We start from the raw sequence: 23,441 nt of genomic DNA on the forward strand, positions 1-23,441 counted from the left end.
CGCCCGGGGTGACCCGCTTCCTGCCGCGCGCCCGAGCCGCACACGGGCGCCCCCAGCCACGTACACCGGGACGTCAGTCCGCGAACGCCGCGATGTCAGTCCGCGAACGTCGCCGTCAGTGCCTCCGCCAGGCCCGGCACCAGGTCCGACCCGGTCAGCACCTCGGTCGCCGTGTCCTTCTCGCGCAGCCGCAGCGCCGACTCACGCGCCCCGTCCCGCAGGACCGCGACCGTCATGCGGACCTCCTGGCGGTCAGGGTGCTCCGCGACCCACTTGGCGAGACGGGCTTCGTCGAGACCGTCCGGGACGGACGCCTCCGCGGACGGCGGCAGCATCAGCCGCTCCACGGTGAGGGCGCAGCCGACCACGGCGTCGGGCCAGGCGATCGTGCCCAGGAACTCGTCCAGCGGTTTGCCCGCCGGGATCTCGTCCTGCTCGATCGGTGTGAGACCGGAGCTGGCGGACTCGTCACGCAGGCCCAGCCGGTCCGCGAGCGAGGGTTGTTCGGCCCGCAGTCGTGCGGTGTCGACCAGGGCGAAGAGGCGGGCGGGCTGGTCCCAGCCGAGGCCTGAGGCGTACTCGTCGATCTCAAGGACGGCCCGGGTGAGGGGGCTCGCCGTCATGGGAGGTGTGTTGGACATGGTCACAATCCTGCCTCGTTCGTTACCCGAACCGGGAACCGAGTAAAGCGTGAGTAAGTTGCATAGGTGAGGCCCCTACGATCTCGACGATCACGGGGCCTGAAAGATGGTCCGCGTTTCCCGGGGGCCTGACGGATCAACAGCGACTTCGAGGTGCGAACCTTGGCATTCCAGATGCCGGACCGCGGCGGAGGCCCGACGGGGCCACGGATCAGAGTGGGCCGACCGTCCCGGCGTGTCCGGACCCTGCTCATGACACTGGGCGTTCTGGCCGTACTGCTCATGGCGTTCGTCATGTTCGCGGGGTTCTGGACGGACTGGCTCTGGTACCGGTCCGTGAAGTACTCATCGGTCTTCACGACCGCCCTGTGGACCAAGATCGGACTCTTCTTCGTCTTCGGTCTGCTGATGGCGGCCGCGGTCGGTTTCAACGTCTGGCTGGCCCACCGGCTGCGCCCGCCGCTGAGCGCCATGTCGATGGAGCAACAGAGCCTCGACCGGTACCGCATGGGCATCGCGCCCTACAAGAAGTGGCTGCTCCTCGCGCTCACGTCCCTGGTGGGCCTGATCGCGGGCGCCTCCGCCTCGGGCCAGTGGCGCACGTGGCTGATGTGGGTGAACGGCGTCCCCTTCGGACAGAAGGACCCCCAGTTCGGCCTGGACGTCGCCTTCTACGCCTTCGACCTGCCCTGGTACCGCTTCCTGGTCGGCTTCGGCTTCGCCGCCACGATCCTCTCGCTGATCGCCGCCGCGCTCACGCACTACCTGTACGGCGGTTTGAGGATCACCTCTCCGGGCGCGCGGGCCACAGCTGCGGCCACCGGGCACCTTTCGGTACTGCTCGGCATCTTCGTCGCCCTGAAGGCGGTCGCGTACTGGCTCGACCGGTACGGGCTCGCGGTGAAGTCCAGTGACTTCAAGGCGACGGGCAACTGGACGGGTTTGAGGTACGTCGACGCGAACGCCTACCTGCCCGCGAAGACGATCCTGTTCTGCATCGCCGTCATCTGCGCCCTGCTGTTCTTCGCCACCTTGTGGCGGCGCACCTGGCAGCTGCCCGTCATCGGCTTCGGCCTGATGGTGCTCTCGGCGATCCTCATCGGCGGGCTGTACCCGGCGATCGTCCAGAAGTTCCAGGTCCAGCCGAACGAGCAGGCCAAGGAAGCGCCGTACGTCGAGAAGAACCTGGAAGCCACGCGCAAGGCGTACGGCATCGACGGCGCCAAGGTGGACGAGTACTCGGGCGAGCGCAACACCGACGATGTGACGAAGCTGCGCGACGACGTGGACAAGACGGCGAGCATCCGCCTGCTCGACCCGAACATCGTCTCGCCCACGTACCAGCAGCTCCAACAGATCCGGAACTACTACGCATTTCCGGCCAATCTGGACGTCGACCGCTACAAGGACAAGGACGGCAACGTCCAGGACACGGTCATCGGCCTGCGCGAGCTGAACCTGGGCGGCATCCCGAAGAACAACTGGATCAACGACCACTTCCGGTACACCCACGGGTTCGGTGTGGTCGCCGCCAAGGGAACCGACGCCGACGAGGACGGACGCCCGGTCTTCACCGCGTCCGACCTGCCCTCGAAGAACTCCAACGGGGGCGACTTCGGCGCGTACGAGCAGCGGATCTACTACGGCGAGAAGACCAGCCAGTACTCGATCGTCGGCGGTCCCCAGAAGGAGATCGACTACTCCGACGACAGCGGTGAGAAGACCACCAGCTACAAGGGCAAGAGCGGGGTCAACCTCTCCAACCCGGTCAACCGGGCCGCGTACGCGGTGGCGTTCAGCGAGCCGCAGATCCTCTACTCCGGCGCCATAGGTGAGGGTTCGCGGATCCTGTACAACCGCACGCCCAAGGAGCGCGTCGAGGCCGTCGCCCCCTGGCTGACGATCGACGGCGACGCCTACCCGGCTGTCGTCAACGGCAAGATCGAGTGGATCGTCGACGCCTACACGACGACGAACGGCTACCCGTACGCCTCCCGTACGACCCTCGGCGACACGACGGCCGACTCGTTGACCGCCGCCGACAACCAGCGCGCTGTGGTGGCCCAGCAGAACCAGGTCAACTACATCCGCAACTCGGTGAAGGCGACCGTCGACGCGTACACCGGCGAGGTCAAGCTCTATCAGTGGGACACGCAGGATCCGGTCCTGAAGACCTGGATGAAGGCGTTCCCGAACACGGTGAAGCCGAAGTCCGACATCTCGCCGTCGCTCATGGACCATCTGCGGTACCCGCAGGACCTCTTCAAGGTCCAGCGTGAGCTGCTGTCCCGCTACCACGTGAAGGACGCGGACACGTTCCTCAGCGGCAGCGAGGTGTGGCAGGTGCCGGACGACCCGACCAACCGGTCCGGGGACGCCGTGCCGCCGTACTACCTGAGCATGAAGCTGCCGGAGCAGGACGCCCAGGCGTTCTCGCTGACGACGACGTTCACGCCGAACGGCCGGGACAACCTGAGCGCGTTCATGTCCGTCAACGCCGAGGCCGGCGCCAAGGACTACGGCAAGATCACCATTCTGAAACTGCCGACCGGCAAGACGGTCGACGGTCCCAAACGGGTGCAGAGCCAGTTCAACTCCGAACCGTCCATCGCCGAGTCGATCCGGCTGCTGAGAGGTGGTGACTCGGAAGTCGAGTACGGCAACCTGCTGACCGTGCCGCTGGACGGCGGGCTGTTGTACGTGGAGCCCGTCTACGTGCGCGGTGGCGACCTCAAGTACCCGCTGCTGAAGAAGGTGCTGGTGACCTACGGAGGCGCCACCGCCTTCGAGGACACCCTCGACGAGGCGCTCAACAAGGTGTTCGGGGCGGAGGGCACGACCACCCAGCCGCCGGACGAGAGCGGCGACACCACCAAGCCGCCCACGTCGGACAACCCGACGGTCCAGGAAGCCCTGACCGATGCCCAGAAGGCCTTCGACGAGGGCCAGGCAGCCCTCAAGAAGGGCGACTGGGACGCGTACGGACGGGCTCAGCAGGACCTTGAGGACGCGCTGAAGAAGGCCGACGAGGCACAGTCCAAGGCCGACTCGGCGAGTGGCGCCGGACAGAAGAACGAGCAGAACAGCGAGCAGGACAGCGGCAAGAACAGCGACGGGAGTTCGGGAAGCAGCTGATTCAGGGCTCCGTCCCGCGCCGTGATACGGTTGCCGAGCAACGGCGCGGGGTGGAGCAGCTCGGTAGCTCGCTGGGCTCATAACCCAGAGGTCGCAGGTTCAAATCCTGTCCCCGCTACTGAAGTCCAAGGCCCGGATCCTCCAAGGATCCGGGCCTTCGACGTGTGCGCAGCCACCTGTCGAATCCAAGCGACGAGCACCCCTGAACATCCGGTCACCAGGACGGGAGCCGGGGAGTGGTTCGGGTGCGTCCTGAGTGGTGAGGCGACGAATCGCGCGAAGTGCCGCGTCATACGGAGCGAGTTGAGAAAACTGTGTTTGACTTGTCTCTCTGTGGGCATGTCGACAAAACGCTGAAGTGACCTCACTGGCTGCGGTATACCAGGTGTACCCAGGTTGCAGGTGGTGCGACGATGGACGTTATGGGGGACAAGGCAACTCTGTTGGAGAACGGGCGGTTTGCGCAGCCTGCGGAATTTCCGCAGTCGACGGACCGGGACGAAACGGGTGAGGCCGTGGAGGAGGCGCGTCAGCGGCTCGCGGCCGAGGCCGGCGACGTCGAGGCGATGAGCGTCCTCGGGGCCATGCTGCTGCGCCGCGGTGATCTCGACGGAGCCGAGCCGCAGTTGCGCGCTGCCACCGCCGCGGGCGACCGCGCCGCCGCCAACAACCTGGGTGTCCTCCTGCACCAGCGCGGGTACGCCGACGAGGCCGCCGGCTGGTGGCGGATCGCCGCCGTCGCCGGTTCCGCGGCCGCCGCACACGCGCTCGGGCGGTATCACCGTGAGCGCGGCGACGAGCCGGCCGCCGAGTACTGGCTGCGGCAGTCCGCCGAGCAGGCGCACACCCTGGGCGCGTACGCGCTCGCCGACCTGCTGGAGCACCGAGGCGGCCCCGGGGCCGAGCAGTGGATGCGGGCCGCCGCCGAGCGCGGGCACCGGGAGGCCGCGTATCGGCTGGCCCGGGCGCTGGACCGGCAGGCGATGGCCGAGGGGCCCCTGGCCGTACGGGAGGACCCCCGGGCCGCGCGAGACGGCCGTTCAGCCATGCGTGACGACGACAAGGTCGTACGGGTGGGGAAGACGGGCGCTGACAACGGTGTCGCGGGGTTCGCCGCCGAGGAGGCGGAGCAGTGGTACCGGCAGGCTGCGGCACGCGGGCACCGCAGAGCCGCGCTGCACCTCGGGGCGATCCTGGAGCGGCGCGGGGAGCTCAAGGAGGCTGGGCGCTGGTACCTGACCTCGGCGAAGGACGGCGAGGCGCGGGCCGCGTGTGCGCTCGGGTTCCTGCTGCGGGACGCGGGGGACACCGAGAGCGCTGCGGTGTGGTGGCTGCGGGCCGCCCAGGACGGCGACGGCAACGCGGCGAACGCATTGGGTGCGCTGCACGCCGAGCGCGGGGAGACCCAGACGGCCGAGCGGTGGTACCGGGCCGCGATGGACGCCGGCGACGTGAACGGCGCGTACAACCTCGGGCTGCTCTGCGCCGAGCAGGGGCGGACCGCGCAGGCCGAGCAGTGGTACCGGCGGGCCGCGTACGCCGGGCACCGCGAGGCCGCGAACGCGCTCGCGATCCTGTTGCTGCAGGTCGGGGACGCCGCCGGGGCCGAGCCGTGGTTCTCCAAGGCGGCGGAGGCAGGCAGCGTGGACGCCGCCTTCAACCTCGGCATCCTGTACGCCGGGCGGGGCGCCGAGAAGGATGCCGCGGACGCGCTGGTCTGGTACGAGCGGGCGGCCGCCGCCGGGCACACCGAGGCCGCGCTCCAGGTCGCCATCGCGCGGCTTCGCGAGGGCGACGAGCGGGCGGCCGAGCGGCATCTGCGGCAGGCGGCGGGCGGTGGCAGCGCCGAGGCCGCGTACCGGCTCGCTGCCGTACTGGACGCCCGGCGCCCGCCCGTGCCCGCGCACGAGCTGGGTGAGCCCGCGCGCGAGAAGGGCGAGTGCGAGGAGTGGTACGAGCGCGCCGCGTCCCAGGGGCACCGGCGGGCCCAGGTGCGGGTCGGCATGCTCGCGGCGGCCCGTGGTGACGTCGTCGAGGCGGCGCGCTGGTACCGGGAGGCGGCGGAGGCCGGGTCCCGGAACGGGGCCTTCAACCTCGGGCTGCTGCTGGCGCGGGAAGGGAGCGAGCCGGAGGCCGCGCTGTGGTGGACCCGGGCGGCCGACGCCGGGCACGGGCGGGCGGCGTTGAGGCTGGCCCTCGTCTACGCGCGCCGGGGTGAGCTGGCGGAAGGGCAGCGGTGGGCTGATCGTGCGGTGTCGCTCGGGCCGGCGGAGGTTGTGGAGCGGGCGGCGCGGCTGCGGGATGCGCTGCGGGAGGAGCTGTCGGCGTAGGGGCGTGTGTGGTCCGGGGAGGGCAGGGGCCTCGGCTTGGTGCCTGCCTCCGGAACGGATTTGCACGGGCCCGCGTTGCTGACGTAGTGTTCCATTCATCGACGCGGGGTGGAGCAGCTCGGTAGCTCGCTGGGCTCATAACCCAGAGGTCGCAGGTTCAAATCCTGTCCCCGCTACTGATCCTGAGGGGTCGGAGCTCGTAAGAGTTCCGACCCCTCAGTGTTGTGCGAGTGACTGTGAGCCGATATGTCGATTTATAGTCGGCGGCGGTGTCGGCAGTGGCGGCAGTTGTAACAGCGGTCACTGCCGGCTGACAGTTGGCAGTGACCACTCAGGCGCAAGTAGCGCTCCTACGCTGCCGCACAGTTGGGGCACACGCCCCGGTACGTCACCTCGACATCCGACACCGTGAAGCCGAAGCGCTCCGAGTCGGGGAGGTCGGCGAGCGGGTTGCCCGTCGGGTGGACGTCACGGATCGCGCCGCACTGGGCGCAGACCAGGTGGTGGTGCGGACGGTGCGCGTTCGGGTCGTATCGCTTGGCGCGCCTGTCCGTGGTCACCTCAAGCACCTCGCCGAGGGAGACCAGCTCACCCAGAGTGTTGTAGACGGTCGCCCGGGAGATCTCGGGCAGCTTGGCCACGGCCCGCGCGTGCACCTCGTCGGCCGTCAGGTGGACGTGATCGCCGTCGAGGACCTCGGCCACGACGCGCCGCTGCGCGGTCATGCGCCAACCGCGTCCGCGCAGCCGTTCCAGAAGGTCACTCATAAAACCAGCCTAACAGCATGAGGACCAGATTCCGAACGGGTGTGAAATTGGAACCACCCTTGACTTAGACATTGTCTATTGTAGTGTCGGGGGTGTGACGTGAAGGGCTGCGAGCGGAGCCCGTGGAGCGGCGTGGAGAGTGTGATCAACAGCTTCCGTCAGGCTGACGGAGACTTCGGCAAGCGCCTGGAAGCCGCTGTCCAGGCCCTGAGCGGCTGACCGGGGTTGGACCGCTTGTCGAAGGAGACGGGCCGGAACTCCATGGGAGTTCCGGCCCGTTGACGTACGCCGTTCTTTACCGGTCAGGCGGGTGCGGGCTGCCGTGCCGGGGCCCAGCAGCGGATGATGTCGCGGACCGAGACGATGCCGACCGGTTCGTCGCCGTCGAGAACGACGAGGTGGCGGAAGCCGCCGTGGGTCATGGCTCGGGCGGCGTCCTCCAGGGTCCAGGACGGCGTGGCGAACACGACGTCGGTGGTGGTGTGGGCGTGCGCCCGCTCGGTGTCCGGGCTCTCGCCCAGGCCGACGGAGTTGAGGATGTCGCGCTCGGTCAGGATGCCGAGTCCGCCGGCGTCCGGGTCGAACACCACGGCCGCGCCGATCCTGCGGGCGGACATCAGGGCGGCGGCCTGGCGGAGGGTGTGGTCGGGGCCGATGGTGAGGACCACCGTGGTCATGGCGTCGCGGACGAGCATGGAGCTCAGCCACCTCCTAGAGAATCCCGGTGAGGGTTGGTTCAGGGATTCACAAATTCACAAGTGGGGGCTCTCAGAGTCCCAGGCAAAGAGGAAGTCAACAAGAGGGCGCGCGTGGCCAGTTGGGGGCGCTCGTGGATCACTCGCGGATCACTTGTGCCCCGTGCGACTCAGTACCGGAGATTCCCCGGCATGACCCAACCCACCGCCACCCGGCGAGCGTTCGGCCACCGGCCCCGCTTACTGGATCTGTGACGTCAGGGTGTCGATCGTCGACCGGGTGCCCGTCAGGGGCGGGCCGTCTCCTCGTTCCCCTCGCGGAGGGTGATGCTGTCGCCCTCACTGCTGGTCAGCCTGAGGGTCTTGGTGCCGTCGCGCTCCTCGACCGCGGCCTTGAGCGTGCCCCTGAAGACGCTGATGAACCGCTCCTCGAACTCCTGGACCGGACCGGGGCAGCCCATCTTCGTCGAAGCGAGGTCGGAGACCTTCACGGTATCGCCGTCGATCTCGACGTCGGCGCCGAAGCTGTTGCAGCCCACGGTGCCGCCGGAGTCCCCTCCGGCGACGTCCGGCTCGGCGGCGCCGGGCTTGAACGTCACGTGGGCCTCGTCGACCCGGAACTGGTCGCCCTTGGGGAGGACGTAGTCATTGCCGTCCACGGTCACCTTCTGCGGCACCCAGCGGATGTCGGCGATGTCCGTGATGCTCCCGTCTCCGACCGAGATGCTCCCGCCGTCGGACTCCGTGCCGCAGGCGGCCAGCACCGCTGTGCCGGCCAGAGCCGCGGCGGCGTACTTCACTCTTGTCGTCCGCTTCATGACCCTTCGACGTGCGAGGCAGGTGGTGGGTTCGGTGCGGGTACCGATCCGTTGTCCAGAGGCCGTCAACCGGGCCTTGGAAGGCGGCCCGGCCACCTATGGCGGCCCAACGACGGCTCAGGGTGCCTAAACCGAGGGGAAACGCGCAGGTCAAGCCCCGAGTTACCTCAGTACTGCTGGTTGAGATACCCCAGCAACTCGCCATGGAGCAGCCCGTTCGACGCCGCCGCGTCGCCGCTGTGCGGGCCGGGGCGGCCGTCAAGACCCGTGAAGGTGCCGCCCGCCTCGGTGACGACGATCGCGGTGGCCGCCATGTCCCAGAGGGACAACTCGGGTTCGGCGCAGATGTCCACGGACCCCTCGGCGACCATCATGTACGGCCAGAAGTCGCCGTACGCGCGCGTGCGCCACACCTCGCGGGTGAGGTCCAGGAAGCCGTCCAGCCGACCCTGCTCCTCCCAGCCGCTCAGGGAGGAGTACGCGAAGGAGGCGTCGGACAGCCTGCTGACCTGCGAGACGCGGAGGCGGGAGGCGGAGGCCAGGCTGCGGCCGGAGAACGCGCCGTGGCCCTTCGCCGCCCACCAGCGGCGGCCGAGCGCGGGGGCGGAGACGACGCCGACGACCGGCTGGTAGCCGCCCTCGCCCGCTTCCATCAAGGAGATCAGCGTGGCCCACACCGGGACTCCGCGGACGTAGTTCTTGGTGCCGTCGATGGGGTCGACGACCCAGCGGCGCGGGCCCGTGCCCTCGATGCCGTACTCCTCGCCGAGGATCGCGTCGCGCGGCCGGGCGCGCTGGAGCTGGCCGCGGATCAGCTCCTCGGCGGCCTTGTCGGCCTCGCTCACCGGAGTCATGTCCGGCTTCGTCTCGACCTTGAGGTCGAGCGCCTTGAACCGGTCCATGGTCGCGGCGTCGGCCGCGTCCGCGAGGACATGGGCGAGCCGCAGGTCATCGAGATAGTCGGGCATGAGCGAACCGTATCCGCCAGGTCATCGATCCGGCCACACGGCCTCGGGGATCGCTACGGGACCTCCGCGTGAGGGGCGCGGAGCGGGCCCCGAGTGGGCGTGGAGCGGGGCGGGTGGAATCAGTGGGAGGGGTGGGATCGGTGGGAGGGGTGAGGTTCCCAGGGCGGCGAGTCGGTGTGGGCAGGCATCCCCGAGGTCCTCCCCGAGACTCTTCCCGAGGCCTTCGCCAAATGCCACCACGCGCCCCCGCACCCTCCCTCGCCACCGCGCATGTTGGCCGAGCACAAGCCCCTCGGCCTTGCCGAGAGCCCTTGACAGTGCCTCGGTGCGCGTCAAATCTGAGGTCCAGAGCCGCCGCTCGGCAGAGGGAGGCGATGATGCCTGCAGCGCGGGAATCCCTGTTGGACGCCGCCTACACGGCGCTCGCGCGCCGCCCGTGGCCCGCCGTGCGCATGGTCGACGTCGCCGCCGTGGCCGGAGTGTCCCGGCAGACGCTCTACAACGAGTTCGGCAGCAAGGAGGGGCTCGCGCGCGCCCTGGTGCGTCGGGAGGCCGATGCCTATCTCGCCGGTGTCGACCGGGCGCTGGCCACGCCCGCCGATCCCCGCGAGCGCCTGGCCGCCGTTGCCGAGTGGACCGTCTCGGCCGCACGCGGCAACGCTCTCATCAAGGCCATGCTCACCGGCTGCTGGAGCGAACGTCTGCCCGCGCCCACGCTCACCGCGGTGCCCTCGTCGTCCGCGGTGCCCGCACAGCGCCGCGCCGACGGCCCTCTGCCCTCCCCCGCCGACTTAGTGGCCCTGGCCCGTGACCGTGCGGTCGCCGTCCTCTCCGGCCCCGGCATCCCGAAGGCCGACGCGGCGGAGTCGGCCCGTTCCTGCGAACTCGTCGTCCGCCTGGCCCTGTCCTGCGTGTCCGCGCCCCCGGGCGAGGGCGGTGTCACGGCACTGGTGCGCACCGTCCTGCCACGGCACCCGACGCGCTCGGGGTGAGCTCAACGGGTCCTCGACCAGTGCTCAATCAGTGCTCAATCAGTTCTCAACGAGTTCTCGACTAGTGTGCCGATCCCGACAGTTGGAGCCCGATGACTCCCACGATCACCAGCGTGATCGAGACGAGCTTCAGCGTGGACACGATGTCGCCGAGGAAGACCATGCCGTAGATCGCGGTGCCGGCCGCCCCGATGCCCGTCCACACGGCGTAGGCGGGGCCCACGTCGAGTTTCTTCAGCGAGAGGGTCAGCAGGCCGAAACTGCCGAGGGCGAAGGCGCAGAACGCGACGGTCGGCCAGAGTCTGGTGAAGCCGTGCGACAGCTTCAGGCAGACGGCGAAGCCGGTCTCCAGTATCCCCGCAACGATGACCAGCAGCCACGCCATGTCTCGTCCTCCCGCGTCCCCACGTTCCGTGACCGCTTCGTCTGACTTGGATCGGCTCGGTGCGATTATGCACTTACCGGCCAGGTATGAAAGCAAACAACGCGGAGGTCAGCCGCCTTCCCGTCAGTCGCCTCCCCTGTCGGCGGCCTCTCTGTCAGTCACCTTCGCGCCGCTCCCGTGTCGCCAGCAGCCGGCGCAGGGAGTACAGGCGGGCCGGGTCCGCATGACCCGTCGCCACCCACTCGTCCAGCGCGCAGTCCGGTTCGTCATGACTGCACGCACGGGGACAGCCCTCGGTTCCCAGTTCCAGGTCGGGGAAGGCGTGGATCACGCGCGACGGATCGATGTGCGCCAGACCGAAGGACCGTACGCCCGGAGTGTCGACCACCCAGCCGTCCGACTCCGTCAGGGGCAGCGCCAGCGCCGACGTCGTCGTGTGGCGGCCGCGGCCGGTCACCGCGTTGACGTGTCCGGTGCTGCGGCGCCGCTCCTCGGGTACGAGCGCGTTGACCAGCGTCGTCTTGCCCACGCCGGAGTGGCCGACGAACGCCGTGATCTTGCCGTCGAGTTGTTCCCGTACCCGGTCCGCCGCGCCGCCGTTCTCCAGCTCCTCGCGGCTGGTGACGACGTAGGGGATGTCCAGGTCGCCGTACAGCTCCAGGAGTTTGTCGGGCGGGGCCAGGTCCGACTTCGTCAGCACCAGCAGAGGCTCCAGTCGGCCGTCGTACGCCGCGACCAGGCACCGGTCGATGAGGCGAGGGCGGGGCTCGGGGTCGGCGAGGGCGGTGACGATGGCGAGCTGGTCGGCGTTGGCGACGACGACACGCTCGTACGGATCGTCGTCGTCGGCCGTGCGCCGCAGCACCGAGGTGCGGTCGGCGATGCGGACGATGCGGGCGAGCGTGTCCTTCCTGCCGGAGAGGTCGCCGACGAGGGCCACGCGGTCACCGACCACCGCGGCCTTGCGGCCCAGCTCGCGGGCCTTCATCGCCATGACCACGCGGTCCTCGACGAGGCAGGTCAGCCGACCGCGGTCGACGGTGAGGACCATCCCGTCGGCCGCGTCCTCGTGCTTGGGGCGGATGCTCGAACGGGGACGGTTGCCCTTGCGGCTGGGGCGGACCCTGACGTCGTCCTCGTCGGTGTGCTTGCCGTAGCGGCGCATGATCCCGATCCGCCCGTCAGTTCCCGAGCATCCCGGTCCACAGGTCGGGGAAGTCCGGCAGGGTCTTGGCCGTCGTCGCCACGTTCTCGATCTGCACGTCCTTCACCGCGAGGCCGATGATCGCACCAGCGGTGGCCATGCGGTGGTCGTCGTACGTGTGGAAGACACCGCCGTGCAGCGGGCGCGGGCGGATGTGCAGGCCGTCGGCGGTCTCCGTGACATCACCGCCGAGCTCGTTGATCTCCTTGGTGAGCGCGGCCAGCCGGTCCGTCTCGTGCAGGCGCAGGTGGGCCACTCCGCGCAGCGTCGAGGGGGAGTCGGCGAGGGCCGCGACCGCGGCGATGCCGGGAGTCAGTTCGCCGACCTCGCCCAGGTCCACGTCGATGCCGTGGACCGCGCCCGAGCCGGTGAACTCCAGCCCGTACTCGGTGAGTTCGCAGGTGCCGCCCATCTCGGAGAAGATCTCGCGCAGTTGGTCGCCCGGCTGGGTGGTGCGGGCGGGCCAGTCCGGGACGATGACCCTGCCACCGGTCACCAGGGCCGCGGCCAGGAACGGCTGGGCGTTCGACAGGTCCGGTTCGATGGTCAGATCGCGGCCCAGCAGCGCGCCCGGCGTCACCCGCCAGACGTTCGGCTCGCCGCCCGACTCGGGGGTGTCCACCTGGGCGCCGACCGCGCGCAGCATGTCCACCGTCATACGGATGTGAGGGAGGGAGGGCAGCGTCGAGCCGGTGTGGCGCACCTCGACGCCCTGGTTGAAGCGCGGCCCGGACAGCAGCAGGGCCGACACGAACTGGGAGGACGACGACGCGTCGATCTCGACCCGGCCGCCGTCCAGTGCGCCGCTGCCGTGGACCGTCAGCGGGAGTGCTCCCCGGCCGTCGTCGTCGATACGGGCACCGAGGACGCGCAGGGCGTCGATCACGCCGTTCAGAGGGCGCTCGTACGAACGGGGGTCGCCGTCGAAGCGGATGGGGCCGTCGGCGAGGGCGGCCACCGGGGGCAGGAAACGCATCACCGTGCCCGCGTTCCCGACGTCGACCGTGGCGGGACCCTGCAGACCCGTGGGCAGCACACGCCAGGCCTCTCCGGCGCCGTCCGGGCCGCCCGCGGCGGAGGAGCTGGACGACACCGTCTCCTCGATCTCCACACCCATCGCGCGCAGCGCGGCCGCCATCAGCAGCGTGTCGCGGGACCGCAGCGGGCGGCGCAGCCAGCCGGGCTCGGAGGCGAGGGCGGACAGCACCAGTGCGCGGTTGGTGACCGACTTGGACCCGGGCACGTGGACCGTCGCGTCGACGGCTCCGCTCGCGTGCGGGGCGGGCCAGAGGGCGGTGTGTGCGTTGTTCGGGGCCATGGGCCCCACTTTAGTGGTCGGCTCTCTTTCGGGTGCGACGCCGTCGTCGCTGGTCGCTCCCCCAAGTTCTCGGCTTCGGTCGAACAGGGGGACCCCCGTCGCGACGGAGCCGCACATCGACGGAGCCGCACATCGACACAGCCCCGCGCGCCTACAGCCCTGCGCGTCTTACGGGCCGCAGCCTCCACTTCGGAGGTGCTGCCTCACACCTCCAGCAGCCACCGACCGCCGCCCAGCAGCGAGCACAGCGACACCGCGTGGAAGAAGAACAGCCACATCGCCGCCGGTGCGTGCGTCAGCCGGGCCAGCTGGTCCGCGTCCGAGTCGCCCGCGCCACCCCGGCGACGCTTGGCCTGGAGTTCGAAGGCCGGCCGTACGCCGCCCAGCAGCAGGAACCACACCACCACGTACGCGAACGCCGCCTGCACCTGGGTCCCGGCCAGCCAGGACACCAGCACGAACGTGCCGCCGGTCACCAGCACCGTGACCGCCCCGTACGCGTTGCGGATCATCACCAGCAGCGCCACGAGCAGCAGGGTCGCCAGCCACAGCAGCGCGGTGATGTGCCCGGCGGCGAGCAGTGCGGCACCGCCGAGGCCGAGTAGCGGGGGAGCGGTGTAGCCCGCGGCCGCCGTGAGGATCATGCCGAGCCCGGTCGGCTTGCCCCGGCTGACCGTGAGACCGCTGGTGTCCGAATGCAGACGTATGCCGGTGAGGGTACGGCCGGTGAGGAGTGCGACCAGTCCGTGGCCTCCCTCGTGGGCGATGGTGATGGCGTTGCGTGAGAGCCGCCAGACGCCCTGCGGGACGATCGCGGCGAGCGCGACGACCGCGGTGGCGATCACTACCCACAGGCCGGGGTCGGGCTGGGTTCCGAACACCTCGTCCCAGAGGTCGGCCAGCGAGGTGGTGTCCATGTGGGGGTTGGCTCCCTTGGTCGCATCGATAGAGGGGCGGTCGGGTGACGGGTGGCCTGGCAGTGTGGCACGTCTGCGCGGACGGTATCTGAGACGCTGAGTCGGCCGAGATCGTTCCTGACGGCAAATGCGCAGGCCACAGCGTTGGATGCCGGAGTGATCAGGGGCTCGTGCTCTCTACCGGTGCTGACTGTGTGCCGGCTGTGTGCCGGGCTGGAGGCACCTGAGATCACCTCGGGAAAGCCGTCCCGTCCCGCGCCGGGTCGGTGGTGCGCAGGAACGCGGCGGCGGCAGCACGTACGCGTTCGCGTCCCAGGCGGGCGCGGTGCTGAGCCGGCTGATCGGACGGCCGCGGCGCGGAGGCGTCACGGAATGTCCGTGTGCGCGACCTCTCCCTTGTCGCACCCGCAACTGTCTCGCCGTACGACCGTCACGGGGAGCATCAGTGACACCGGCTCGGTATCGCGTGCGCCGCTCAGCCGCTTCACCAGCAGTTCCACCGCCTCCTCGCCCATGCGCAGCATCGGCTGATGCACGGTGGTCAGTGCCGGGCGTACCAGGCGGCTGAGCGGAATGCCGTCGAAGCCCGTGACGACCATGTCTTCCGGAACCCGCAGACCCCGCTTCTCCAGCGCGTGCAGGGCACCGACGGCCATCTGGTCGTTCGCGAACACCAGGGCCTCGGGGCGCTCACGGTCCGGGGCGCACAGGGCGTCCACGGCGCGTGCGCCGTCCGCCTGTCTCATCATCCGCACCCGCAGATCGGGCTCGGGCCCCATGCTCAGCCCGCCGTCCCGGCACGCTTCGAGGTACCCGCGGAAACGGGCCTCCACGTCCGGTGACTCCTCCGCGGAGCCGATGTACGCGAGGCGGCGCAGGCCGTGGTCCTCGATGAGGTGCCGGGTCAGCTCCTTCTGGCCGTCGAAGTTGGCGACCTCGATGTGGTCCAGGTGGTCCAGGTGATCGGTGCCTTCACGGGGGCCGGCCAGCATCACCACGGGCTGACGGCGGGAGATGACCTCCAGGTCCTCCGTGGGCACGGTACGGGCGAGCGCCGCGAACCCGTCGACGCGACCGGCGACCTTGGCCACCAGGCTCTCCGGCCCTCCTTTGAGGGATGCGGCGATCAGCAACGCGTAACCGTGGCGGCGTGCTGCCCGTTCCATGCCCCGGATGATCTGGTCGGAGTAGAGCATGGCCGCGTCCTCGTCCTCCGCCTCGGTCGCCTCCGTGTCCGGGTCGGAGTAGTCCGGAAAGCAGAGGCCGAGGATGCCGGTGGAGCGGCTGGCGAGCCCACGGGCGTTGCCGCTGGGTACGTAACCGAGTGCACGGGCCGCCGTCAGTACGCGTTCACGCGTCTCGGCGCGGACGGAGTCCGGATTGCGGTACACCCGGGACACGGTTGCGATGGACACCCCGGACCGTGCGGCGACGTCGTACACCGTTGGGGCAGAGCTCACGAAAAGGGACTCCCGAGGCGACGGGTATGCGCGCGCATACGATTGTAAGCGCATTCATCCTAGATCTCGTCTAATCAGCGGGCAAGCGATACGTGGCTCGGCCGGGGTCGGGGCGACGCTGCGGTGGGGCGATGCTCTGGCGGGGCGGTGCTGTGGCGGGACGACGCTGTGGCGGGCTGCGCCCCGCCCGGGGCGAGGCGCAGCCCGACCGAGAGCTCAGATGCTGAAGCGTTCCTTGGCCAGCGTGGGCCGCACCCGGGACTGGAAGCCGCCTGTGCGGAAGGGGCGTTGCAGGAGGCCGGGGCGCAGGTGCTGGGCCAGGGCGGCAGCGATCATTCCCTGGTCCAGGGCGAGAACGAAGTCGCTGACGCGGCCCGTCGTGACGTTGACGGAGTCGCGGAAGCCGTAGCGGTCGTCGTACGCGCCGAGGTCCCGGGCCAGGGCCTGGAGGTTGGCGATGGCCTCTTCGGGTGCCTGGGGCAGGGCCAGGAAGGAGGCGTGGGGAGTGACGACGCCGAGGCTGTTGTAACCGTCCTCCTGCATGCCGATCGCGTCGACGCCGTACTCGCGGTATCCGCCCTCGGGGATGTTGGCGGGCGAGAAGCCCCAGTAGCCGTACTTCTCCTCGATCAGGCCGTGTTCGATCTGGCTGCGCACATAGCGCTGGTGGGTGGTGCCCCAGGAGTGCGGTGACCACTCCGCCTCGGGCACGAACAGGGGCACCATCAGGGCCTCGAACATCGATCCGCCCCAGGTGGGAACGAGCTTGCGGCCCCGGTAGGTGTAGTGGCCCTGCCAGACGCGTACGCCGTCGATGGTGACGTAGGAGCCCCCGGGCTGCTGTTCCTGTCCCCACTCCGGCAGCAGGGTGCGGTACATGTGCCAGTAGTGGTCGGTGGGCAGCGAGCCGTCGGCGATGCCGAGGTAACTGGCCATGCGCGGCTCGGTGTTGAGGGCTCCGTAGTGGTGGCCGGTGGGTTCGCCCTTGCCGGGCTTGTCGGGCCAGTAGCCGCCGCGCATCTGGCCGGGGCCGGCGAACGGGTCCGCCGGGTCGAAGGGGGTGTAGTAGTACGACCAGTCTGCTCCGTCGAGGAGCCGGGCTACGCGTGGACGCAGCGCCGGATCGGCGTCGGCGGCGATCTTCAGGCCGGTGACCAGCCAGGCGTTGTCGACGGTGGACAGGAACGGGCGGACGGTGCCTCCGCTCTCCGGCCATGTCGTGAGGACCGAGCCGTCGTGGGCGTCGTACCAGTTGAACCAGAAGCCGTGGGCGCGTTCGAGCCGCTCCACGGCCGTGATCGTGCGGACGAGGCGGTCGTGCATGACCGAGGGGGAGATGACGCCGAGGCCGGCCGCGGCCACCGTGGCCCACAGCCCGCAGCCGATGTTGGTCGGCGAGGTCTGCGTCGAGGGGACGGGCGTGCCGGTGCCGCTGACGTCGATCTTGTCCGCGGTCAGGCCGAAGTCCGTGGTCATGGCCGTCATCGAGCGGTAGGTGGCTTCGAACCAGGTGAGCAGCGTCTCGGTGTCCGAGGCGGCACGGGAGGTGGCACGGGAGGCCGTGTCGGCGAAAGCGGGGGGACCGGTGACGCCGGCGGCCGCTGCCGCCGCGGTGGCAGCCGTGAGGAAACGACGGCGGTTCATACGGGATCAACTCCTCTGAGGGGAGGGAGGGGAGGGGAGGAGGCGGGGCGGGAGCCGGTGGGTGTCAGGGCCCACCGGCTCCCGCGCATACGGGGGACGGGGAGGTGGCGGGGGGTCTCAGGAGGCGGTGCGCGGCAGTTCGCGGGTGCGGCCGAGGCCGCCGAGCCATACGGCGGACGGCCTGGGCGTGCGCTCGAAGGTGACCCGGTCGACCGCGATGAGACCGAAGGTGGCGGCGAAAGAGCCCCACTCGTAGTTGTCGAGGGCGCTCCAGGCGAGGTAGCCCCGGACGTCGAGGCCGTCCTCGATGGCGGCGGCGACCGCGGCGAGTGCTCCGGTGTAGTAGTCGACACGGCGGCTGTCGTCGCCGGTGGCGATGCCGTTCTCGGTGACGATCAGCGGCATGTCGGGGCCGATGATGTCAGCGGTGTGGCGCAGGGCGTGGCCCACGGCGGCGGGGTAGTACTCCCACTGCGTCAGCGTGCGCTCGGCGTCCTGGGGGGCAGGGATCGGGCCGTCGGGTCCGATCTTGGTGCGGGTGTAGGACTGGACGCCGATGAAGTCGTCGCCACGGGCGGCCTCGATGAAGACGTCCTCGCGGGGGCGGCGGTAGGCGGCGGTGGCTTCCTCGGCTCCGGGAAGGGCCTGGTAGACCTGGTTGGCGATGGTCCAGCCGACCTGGATGTCCGGGTGGGCCGCCCGGACCGCCTTGACCGCGGCGTGGTGCGCGGCGATCACCGCGTCAGTGGTCTCCTCGTCCGGGAACGGCAGTCCGGCGGGCGGGAAGCCCTGCTCGCCCCGCTTGGCGAGGCCCGCCATCACGGCGATCATGTTGGGCTCGTTGATGGTGCACACATGGCGGACACCGTCGGCGATGATCGGCGCGCAGTTCTCGACGTACCGGGCGAACAGCTCCACGGCGCCGTCGGCGGTCCAGCCGCCGCGGTCCTCGAACCACTGCGGCACGGTGAAGTGGTGCAGGGTCACCATGGGGCGCAGCCCGCGGGCCAGGGCGCCCTCCACCATGCGGCGGTAGTGCGCGATCTCGGCGCGGGAGAAGGCGCCGGGGGCCGGTTCGATGCGTGCCCACTCGACGCTGAAGCGGTAGTCGGTGAAGCCGAGGCGGGCGAGCAGATCCATGTCCTGCTCCCAGCGGTGGTAGCTGTCGCAGGCGTCCAGGCTCGGTTCCGCGATCTTGGCCGCCGGGTCGTGTTCCTTGCGCCACCAGTCGCTGTTGACGTTGTTGCCCTCGATCTGGTGGGCGGCGGTGGAGGCGCCCCACAGGAAGCCGTCGGGGAAGGGGAGGGAGGTGTGGGTCATCGTCCGTTTCTGTCTTTGTGATGGTGGAGGGCGGGCCGTCTGTCGTTGTGATCGTGGAGGCGGGCCGGACGCGCGGGCGTGGCACGGTCGGCCTGTTCGCTCAAGGACAGCGCCGTAAGGGCTACTTCAGGCCGGCGGTGGCGATGCCCTGGGTGAAGTGGCGTTGCAGAAGGGCGAAGACGCCCAGGACGGGCAGTACCACCAGCAGGGAGCCGGCCATGAGCATGCCGTTGCCGCCGGCGACGGTGCGGTTGGGGTCGTTGGCGAAGGTCGCGAGTGCCACCGGCAGCGTGTACTTGCCCGGGTCGTTGGTGGCGACCAGCGGCCAGACGAAGTTGTTCCACGAGCCGAGGAACGTGAAGATCGTCAATGTGGCGAGGGCGGGTCTGACCAGGGGCAACACGATGCGCCAGAAGATGTACCACTCGCCGGCGCCGTCGATCCTGGCTGCCTCCAGCAGTTCGTCCGGCACCGTCTGCATGAACTGCCGCATCAGGAAGACACCGAAGGCACCCGCGGCGAACGGCAGGACGAGCCCGGCGTAGGTGTCGATGAGGTTCAGCCCGCTCATCAGCACGTACAGCGGCAGGATCAGCAGGTTGCCCGGCACCATCAGCGCGGCGAGCACGATGCCGAAGACCTTGGAGCGGCCCGCGAAGTCGAGTTTCGCCAGCGCGTACCCGAGCATCGAGCAGAACAGCAGATTGCAGACGGTCACCATGACGGCCACGATCAGCGAGTTCACGAAGTAGCGCGGCATGTCCAGCTGGTCCAGCAGCGCGCTGAAGTTGCTCAGCGTCCAGCTCGACGGGATCCACACCGGTGGGCTGGCCGTCAGGTCCTGCTTGGACTTGAAGGCGGACAGCGCCATCCACAGGAACGGCGTCGCCATCACCAGCAGGCCCAGCGACGCGAGAACGTACAGCACGGGTCGGCGTACGCGGCCCTCGCGGCGTCGGCCGGTCGGTGCGGAGGCGGTCGGGGCGCTCATCGGGTGTTGTCCTTCAGCAGTCGGAGCTGGAGCACCGTGATGCCCATGATCACCACGAACAGGACGTACGCCATGGCGCTCGCATAGCCCATGTGGAAGAGGTTGAAGCCCTCCCGGTACATGTCCAGGGACACCGTCAAGGTGGCGTTGTCGGGGCCGCCCTGGGTCATCACGAAGGGCTCCTCGAAGACGTTGAGGTAGCCGATGGTGGTGATGACGGTGGCGTACAGCATGGTCGGCCGCAGCAGCGGCACGGTGATGCGCCACAGCTCCTGCCAGCCGCCGGCGCCGTCCAGCCGCGCGGCCTCCCGCACGTCGGTGGGGATCGCCTGCAGGCCGGCGATGAACAGCACCATGACGGTGCCCAGGTTGCGCCAGACGGCGAGCAGGATCAGCGACGGCATGGCCCAGGTCTCGGAGCCGAGGAAGTCCGGCGCCTTCGTGCCGAGCTCGGTGGCCAGGCCGGCGATCAGGCCGTCCGTCGGGTTGAGCACGAACCGCCAGACGACGGCGACCGCCACGATGGAGGTGACGACGGGAGCGTAGAAGCCGACCCGGAAGAAGGTGCGGGCCCGGTCGATGCCGTTGTTCAGCAACAGCGCCACCAGCAGGCCGAGCACGATGGTCAGCGGTACGCCGACCACGACGAAGTAGGCGGTGTTGAACAGGGCCGTGTGGAAGGTGTCGTCGTCGAACAGCTTGGTGTAGTTGTCCAGGCCGACGAACTGTGCCTCCAGGGGCTGCCTGACGTCGCGTACCCCGAAGTCGGTGAAGCTCATCCAGAGCGTCGCCACGATCGGGAAGAGCATGAACACGCCGAACAGCACCAGGAAGGGGGTGGAGAACAGCCACCCGTGCAGCGTGTGTCGGCCCCGCGAACGACGTCGGCCGTGCCGCCGCGATCCCGCGGCCGGCGGCTGTGCACCGCCGGACCGCCGGGTCTTCGAGACGGCAGCGTCACCCGCGGCCGATCCGATCACCTGGTCTCCTTCGAGGAGGCCTCCGCCGGGAGGCGGGGGAGGAATCGAACTCCTGCGTAGCAGGGCAGGGAACGGAGTTTCGCCTCCAGGGCGAAAGACCGCCATACGATCGGGTAAGGTGCCTTTCGTGCGTTGCGAGAACCAAGCGCGCATACTGTGCCGATCGAGAACCAAGACGGCACTGCCGGGCTTTGTTCAACAAACCGGGCAGGTTCCGTCCCGGCTGGTGTTGAGGGAGTAAGACCTTTCAGGCCGCTGGTCTGTGGGGCTTCCTGAGCCAGGAATCCCCCTGCTTCAGCTGGGGGAGGGTTCAAGAGAGGCATCCGGACTATCCCGCCAGGCTCTCGATCGAGGACTGCGCCTTGTCCAGGGCCGCCTTCGCGGAGGACTTGCCCTGGGTGACCGACCCGATGGCCTCGTCGAGCTTGGAGGTGATCTCGGTGAGCTTGGGGTGGGTGGGCAGTGCCTTGGCGGTTTCCATCTGCTTCCGGAACACCGCCAGGTTCGCGTCGGTGGCGAGCTCACCGCCGTCCCATGCCTGGGTGTTGGCGGGCAGGTCCTTGGTGCGCTCGTACCAGTCGGCCTGGCCCTTGGCGTCGGTGAGGTAGGTGATGAAGTTCTCGGCGGCGGCCTTGTGCGGACTGTCCGCGGAGATCGCGAGGCTGGATCCGCCAGCGAACGAGACCGATGCCTTGTCCGCCGGTACGGGGGCGACGGCCCACTTGCCCTTGATGTCGGGGTAGTTGTCGTTGAGCAGGCCCACTATCCACGGTCCGCTGAAGAACATCGGCACGGCTCCGGTGTTGAAGTCCTTGGTGACGTCGTAGCCGGGCCGGAACGTCTTGTCGCTGAGTCCCTTGCTGTAGTAACTGCCGTAGTTCTCCAGTGCCTTGACGGCGGCGGTGCTGTTGACGACGGGCTTGCCGCTGTCGTCGAGGACGGCGCCGCCCGCCGAGAACAGGAAGGGGTAGAAGCTCTGCACGGCGTCCAGCCCGCTCGGCTGGATCGACAGCCCCCACTTGGCGCCGGCCTTGTCGCCATAGGCCCCGGCCGCTTTCTGCAGGTCCGCCATGGTGCCCGGGGCGCCGCCCAGACCGGCCTTCTTCGCCAGGTCGGTGCGGTAGTACAGGACGCGGGTGTCGACGTACCAGGGCACTCCATAGGACTTGCCGTCGTAGATCCCCTGATCCCAGGCGGCCGGGAAGAAGTCACCCTCCTTGAAGACCTTGGTGTCGACCGGCTCCAGAGCGCCCATGTCGGCGAACTCGCCCAGGTAGGTCGAACCCATCTGCATCACATCGGGGAGCTTGCGCGCGGCGGCCGCGGCGACCAGCTTCTGGTGCGCCACGTCCCAGCCGACCGGGGTCACCTTGACGGTGATGCTGGGGTGGGCCTTTTCGTACACCTTGGCCACGTCGGCGAGCTTCTCGCCCTCCGTGCCCATGGCCCAGACGGTCAGGGTCTGCTTGTCGTCGGCACCCACGTCCGTCTTCCCCGAGCCACCGCACGCGGTGAGGGTGAGAGCGGACGCCACCACAAGGGCGAGCGAGGTGGTTCTGGCGGCGCGGTGCATGGGTGCTCCTCCTTGAGCATGGCCGAATGTATGCGCTGTCTGTAAGCGCATACAGAACCTTGTGGCACGCGGCGAAAGGCTGGCAAGTGGGGTGCTGGTCACGCTCTCGTAACGGACTGGCCGAAGGTTTGTGGAAGCTATGCGGCGATTTACCCCGGTCGCGCGACCCCGTCTCCCGCCCCCACCACGACAAGTGCCGTGCCCGCGGCACGACCCACATCCGGGCTCCGCTCCGCCCGGCCCGCCACCGCGTCGGTATCCTGTTCGCGATGCTCCGCGACGGCGCCTCCAGGATGCTCGGCTCGCGGGACGGGGACTTCCCGCGGTCTGCCACCCTTGAACGTGTCCCGGTTACTCGGGCACGAGGGCATCGAGAAAACGGCGGACACGTACGGGCACGTCACCCCAGACTTGACGACTTGGTGCCGGCCGATGCGGCATGATCTAGCGTTCTCGCAGATCGGAGGGGTGGTTGGAGATGTGCGGACGGTATTCGGCGAGCCGTAGGCCAGAGGATCTCGCAGGAATCTTCGAGGTCGAGAAGTGGGAGCCCGAGGAGACGCTGGCGCCCGACTACAACGTGGCTCCCACCAAGGAGGTCTACGCGGTCCTCGACCGCCCTCTCAAGGACGTCGAGGACAAGCGGCCGGTCCGCCAGCTCCGCAGGCTGAAATGGGGCCTCGTCCCCTCCTGGTCCAAGACGCCCGAGGGCGGCGCCCGCATGATCAACGCCCGCGCCGAGACCGTCCACGAGAAGCCCTCGTACCGCCGTGCCTTCGCCGCCCGGCGCTGCATCCTGCCCGCCGACGGCTACTACGAGTGGGTCACCAGCAAGCAGGAGCGCGACCTGGAGGTCGAGGGCAAGAAGAAGCGGCCCCGCAAGCAGCCGTACTTCGTGCTCCCCGCCGACGGCTCGGTGTTCGCGATGGCCGGGCTGTACGAGTTCTGGCGGGACCGGACGCTCCCGGACGAGCACCCGCAGGCGTGGTGGGTCACCTGCTCGGTGATCACGACCGAGGCGGAGAGCACCCCGCTCGCCGTCGCGCCCGCCGACGGCCCGTACGCCCTGGCCGACATCCACCCCCGGATGCCGCTGATGCTCACCCCGGACCGCTGGGACGCCTGGCTGGACCCGGCCCGCACCGGCCTCGACGACGTGCGCGAGCTGCTCACCCCGCCGCCCGCCGGAATGATGCGGGCGTACCCCGTGACCACCGCCGTCAGCAACGTCCGCAACAACGGCCCGGAGCTGCTGAAGGAGCTGGAGGGGCCCGAGGAGGGCACACTTTTCTGACGTGACTTC

At 69.5% G+C, this 23,441-nt stretch carries 19 protein-coding genes, 2 tRNA genes and 1 pseudogene; 7 read left to right on the plus strand and 15 right to left on the minus strand.

Annotation, left to right across the window (positions count from 1 at the left end):
* Window positions 1-95: 95 nt before the first annotated feature.
* On the minus strand, window positions 96-641 hold the full coding sequence (locus E0500_RS15930; RefSeq protein WP_131568929.1) for a PPA1309 family protein: 546 nt from the start codon (window positions 639-641) through the stop codon (window positions 96-98).
* A gap of 174 nt (window positions 642-815) precedes the next feature.
* Here E0500_RS15930 and E0500_RS15935 point away from each other — a divergent pair, with 174 nt between their 5' ends.
* The 4 genes from E0500_RS15935 to E0500_RS15950 all read left to right on the plus strand — a co-directional run bounded on the left by E0500_RS15935 (window position 816) and on the right by E0500_RS15950 (window position 6,282).
* On the plus strand, window positions 816-3,776 hold the full coding sequence (locus tag E0500_RS15935; RefSeq protein ID WP_131568945.1) for a UPF0182 family protein: 2,961 nt from the start codon (window positions 816-818) through the stop codon (window positions 3,774-3,776).
* 44 nt (window positions 3,777-3,820) lie between these two features.
* Window positions 3,821-3,894 (plus strand) — tRNA-Met (locus E0500_RS15940).
* A 295-nt stretch (window positions 3,895-4,189) separates the two neighbouring features.
* A complete protein-coding gene (locus tag E0500_RS15945) occupies window positions 4,190-6,106 on the plus strand; it encodes an SEL1-like repeat protein (RefSeq protein ID WP_181587021.1) in 1,917 nt (638 codons plus the stop codon).
* Window positions 6,107-6,208: 102 nt separating this feature from the next.
* Window positions 6,209-6,282 (plus strand) — tRNA-Met (locus E0500_RS15950).
* 174 nt (window positions 6,283-6,456) lie between these two features.
* Here the strand turns inward: E0500_RS15950 and E0500_RS15955 are convergent.
* From E0500_RS15955 to hisN, 4 genes are all read right to left on the minus strand, one after another.
* The gene (locus tag E0500_RS15955) at window positions 6,457-6,873 is read right to left on the minus strand and encodes a Fur family transcriptional regulator (RefSeq protein WP_131568925.1); all 417 of its coding nucleotides are present in this window, start codon (window positions 6,871-6,873) and stop codon (window positions 6,457-6,459) included.
* A gap of 302 nt (window positions 6,874-7,175) precedes the next feature.
* Window positions 7,176-7,568: a cyclic nucleotide-binding/CBS domain-containing protein gene (locus E0500_RS15960; protein WP_131568923.1), complete on the minus strand. Its 393-nt coding sequence runs from the start codon at window positions 7,566-7,568 to the stop codon at window positions 7,176-7,178.
* A gap of 287 nt (window positions 7,569-7,855) precedes the next feature.
* The gene (locus E0500_RS15965; protein ID WP_131568921.1) at window positions 7,856-8,386 is read right to left on the minus strand and encodes an META domain-containing protein; all 531 of its coding nucleotides are present in this window, start codon (window positions 8,384-8,386) and stop codon (window positions 7,856-7,858) included.
* 167 nt (window positions 8,387-8,553) lie between these two features.
* Window positions 8,554-9,354, minus strand: coding sequence for a histidinol-phosphatase (gene hisN / locus E0500_RS15970; RefSeq protein WP_131568920.1), 801 nt, complete (start codon window positions 9,352-9,354; stop codon window positions 8,554-8,556).
* Window positions 9,355-9,731: 377 nt separating this feature from the next.
* Between hisN and E0500_RS15975 the strand changes: the two genes are divergently transcribed.
* Window positions 9,732-10,346, plus strand: coding sequence for a TetR/AcrR family transcriptional regulator (locus E0500_RS15975; protein ID WP_131571586.1), 615 nt, complete (start codon window positions 9,732-9,734; stop codon window positions 10,344-10,346).
* A gap of 61 nt (window positions 10,347-10,407) precedes the next feature.
* Here the strand turns inward: E0500_RS15975 and E0500_RS15980 are convergent, their stop codons facing one another.
* The 10 genes from E0500_RS15980 to E0500_RS16025 form a co-directional block, all read right to left on the minus strand.
* Window positions 10,408-10,731, minus strand: a complete 324-nt coding sequence (locus E0500_RS15980) for a multidrug efflux SMR transporter (RefSeq protein WP_131571583.1) — start codon at window positions 10,729-10,731, stop codon at window positions 10,408-10,410.
* Window positions 10,732-10,885: 154 nt separating this feature from the next.
* A complete protein-coding gene (rsgA, locus tag E0500_RS15985) occupies window positions 10,886-11,896 on the minus strand; it encodes a ribosome small subunit-dependent GTPase A (RefSeq protein ID WP_131571580.1) in 1,011 nt (336 codons plus the stop codon).
* A gap of 16 nt (window positions 11,897-11,912) precedes the next feature.
* Window positions 11,913-13,253 (minus strand): 3-phosphoshikimate 1-carboxyvinyltransferase, encoded by a 1,341-nt coding sequence (aroA, locus tag E0500_RS15990; protein WP_131571577.1) that lies wholly within the window; start codon window positions 13,251-13,253, stop codon window positions 11,913-11,915.
* Window positions 13,254-13,456: 203 nt separating this feature from the next.
* Window positions 13,457-14,170, minus strand: coding sequence for a M50 family metallopeptidase (locus tag E0500_RS15995; protein ID WP_131571575.1), 714 nt, complete (start codon window positions 14,168-14,170; stop codon window positions 13,457-13,459).
* A gap of 365 nt (window positions 14,171-14,535) precedes the next feature.
* Complete coding sequence (locus E0500_RS16000) at window positions 14,536-15,684, minus strand: LacI family DNA-binding transcriptional regulator (RefSeq protein ID WP_181587022.1); 1,149 nt, start codon at window positions 15,682-15,684, stop codon at window positions 14,536-14,538.
* A 162-nt stretch (window positions 15,685-15,846) separates the two neighbouring features.
* Window positions 15,847-17,274: a glucoamylase family protein gene (locus E0500_RS16005; RefSeq protein WP_131571570.1), complete on the minus strand. Its 1,428-nt coding sequence runs from the start codon at window positions 17,272-17,274 to the stop codon at window positions 15,847-15,849.
* A gap of 117 nt (window positions 17,275-17,391) precedes the next feature.
* Window positions 17,392-18,594 carry a glycoside hydrolase family 1 protein gene (locus E0500_RS16010; protein ID WP_131564666.1) on the minus strand — a complete coding sequence of 401 codons (1,203 nt, stop codon included), beginning with the start codon at window positions 18,592-18,594 and terminating at the stop codon, window positions 17,392-17,394.
* Between the two features lie 121 nt (window positions 18,595-18,715).
* The gene (locus tag E0500_RS16015; protein ID WP_131564664.1) at window positions 18,716-19,585 is read right to left on the minus strand and encodes a carbohydrate ABC transporter permease; all 870 of its coding nucleotides are present in this window, start codon (window positions 19,583-19,585) and stop codon (window positions 18,716-18,718) included.
* Entirely contained in the window at window positions 19,582-20,565 is a 984-nt protein-coding gene (locus E0500_RS16020; protein WP_309505068.1) for a sugar ABC transporter permease, read from the minus strand. The genes E0500_RS16015 and E0500_RS16020 overlap by 4 nt, the downstream gene beginning before the upstream one ends.
* Before the next feature lie 328 nt (window positions 20,566-20,893).
* The gene (locus E0500_RS16025) at window positions 20,894-22,138 is read right to left on the minus strand and encodes a sugar ABC transporter substrate-binding protein (RefSeq protein ID WP_131564660.1); all 1,245 of its coding nucleotides are present in this window, start codon (window positions 22,136-22,138) and stop codon (window positions 20,894-20,896) included.
* A 164-nt stretch (window positions 22,139-22,302) separates the two neighbouring features.
* Between E0500_RS16025 and E0500_RS43865 the strand changes: the two are divergent.
* Both E0500_RS43865 and E0500_RS16030 read left to right on the plus strand, forming a co-directional pair.
* Window positions 22,303-22,581: pseudogene (locus tag E0500_RS43865) on the plus strand (hypothetical protein); the annotation flags it as partial.
* A gap of 35 nt (window positions 22,582-22,616) precedes the next feature.
* Window positions 22,617-23,432: an SOS response-associated peptidase gene (locus E0500_RS16030; RefSeq protein ID WP_131564659.1), complete on the plus strand. Its 816-nt coding sequence runs from the start codon at window positions 22,617-22,619 to the stop codon at window positions 23,430-23,432.
* Window positions 23,433-23,441 lie beyond the last annotated feature (9 nt).

The sequence above is a fragment of the Streptomyces sp. KM273126 genome (assembly GCF_004337435.2).
GTDB classification, from domain to species: Bacteria; Actinomycetota; Actinomycetes; order Streptomycetales; family Streptomycetaceae; genus Streptomyces; species Streptomyces acidicola.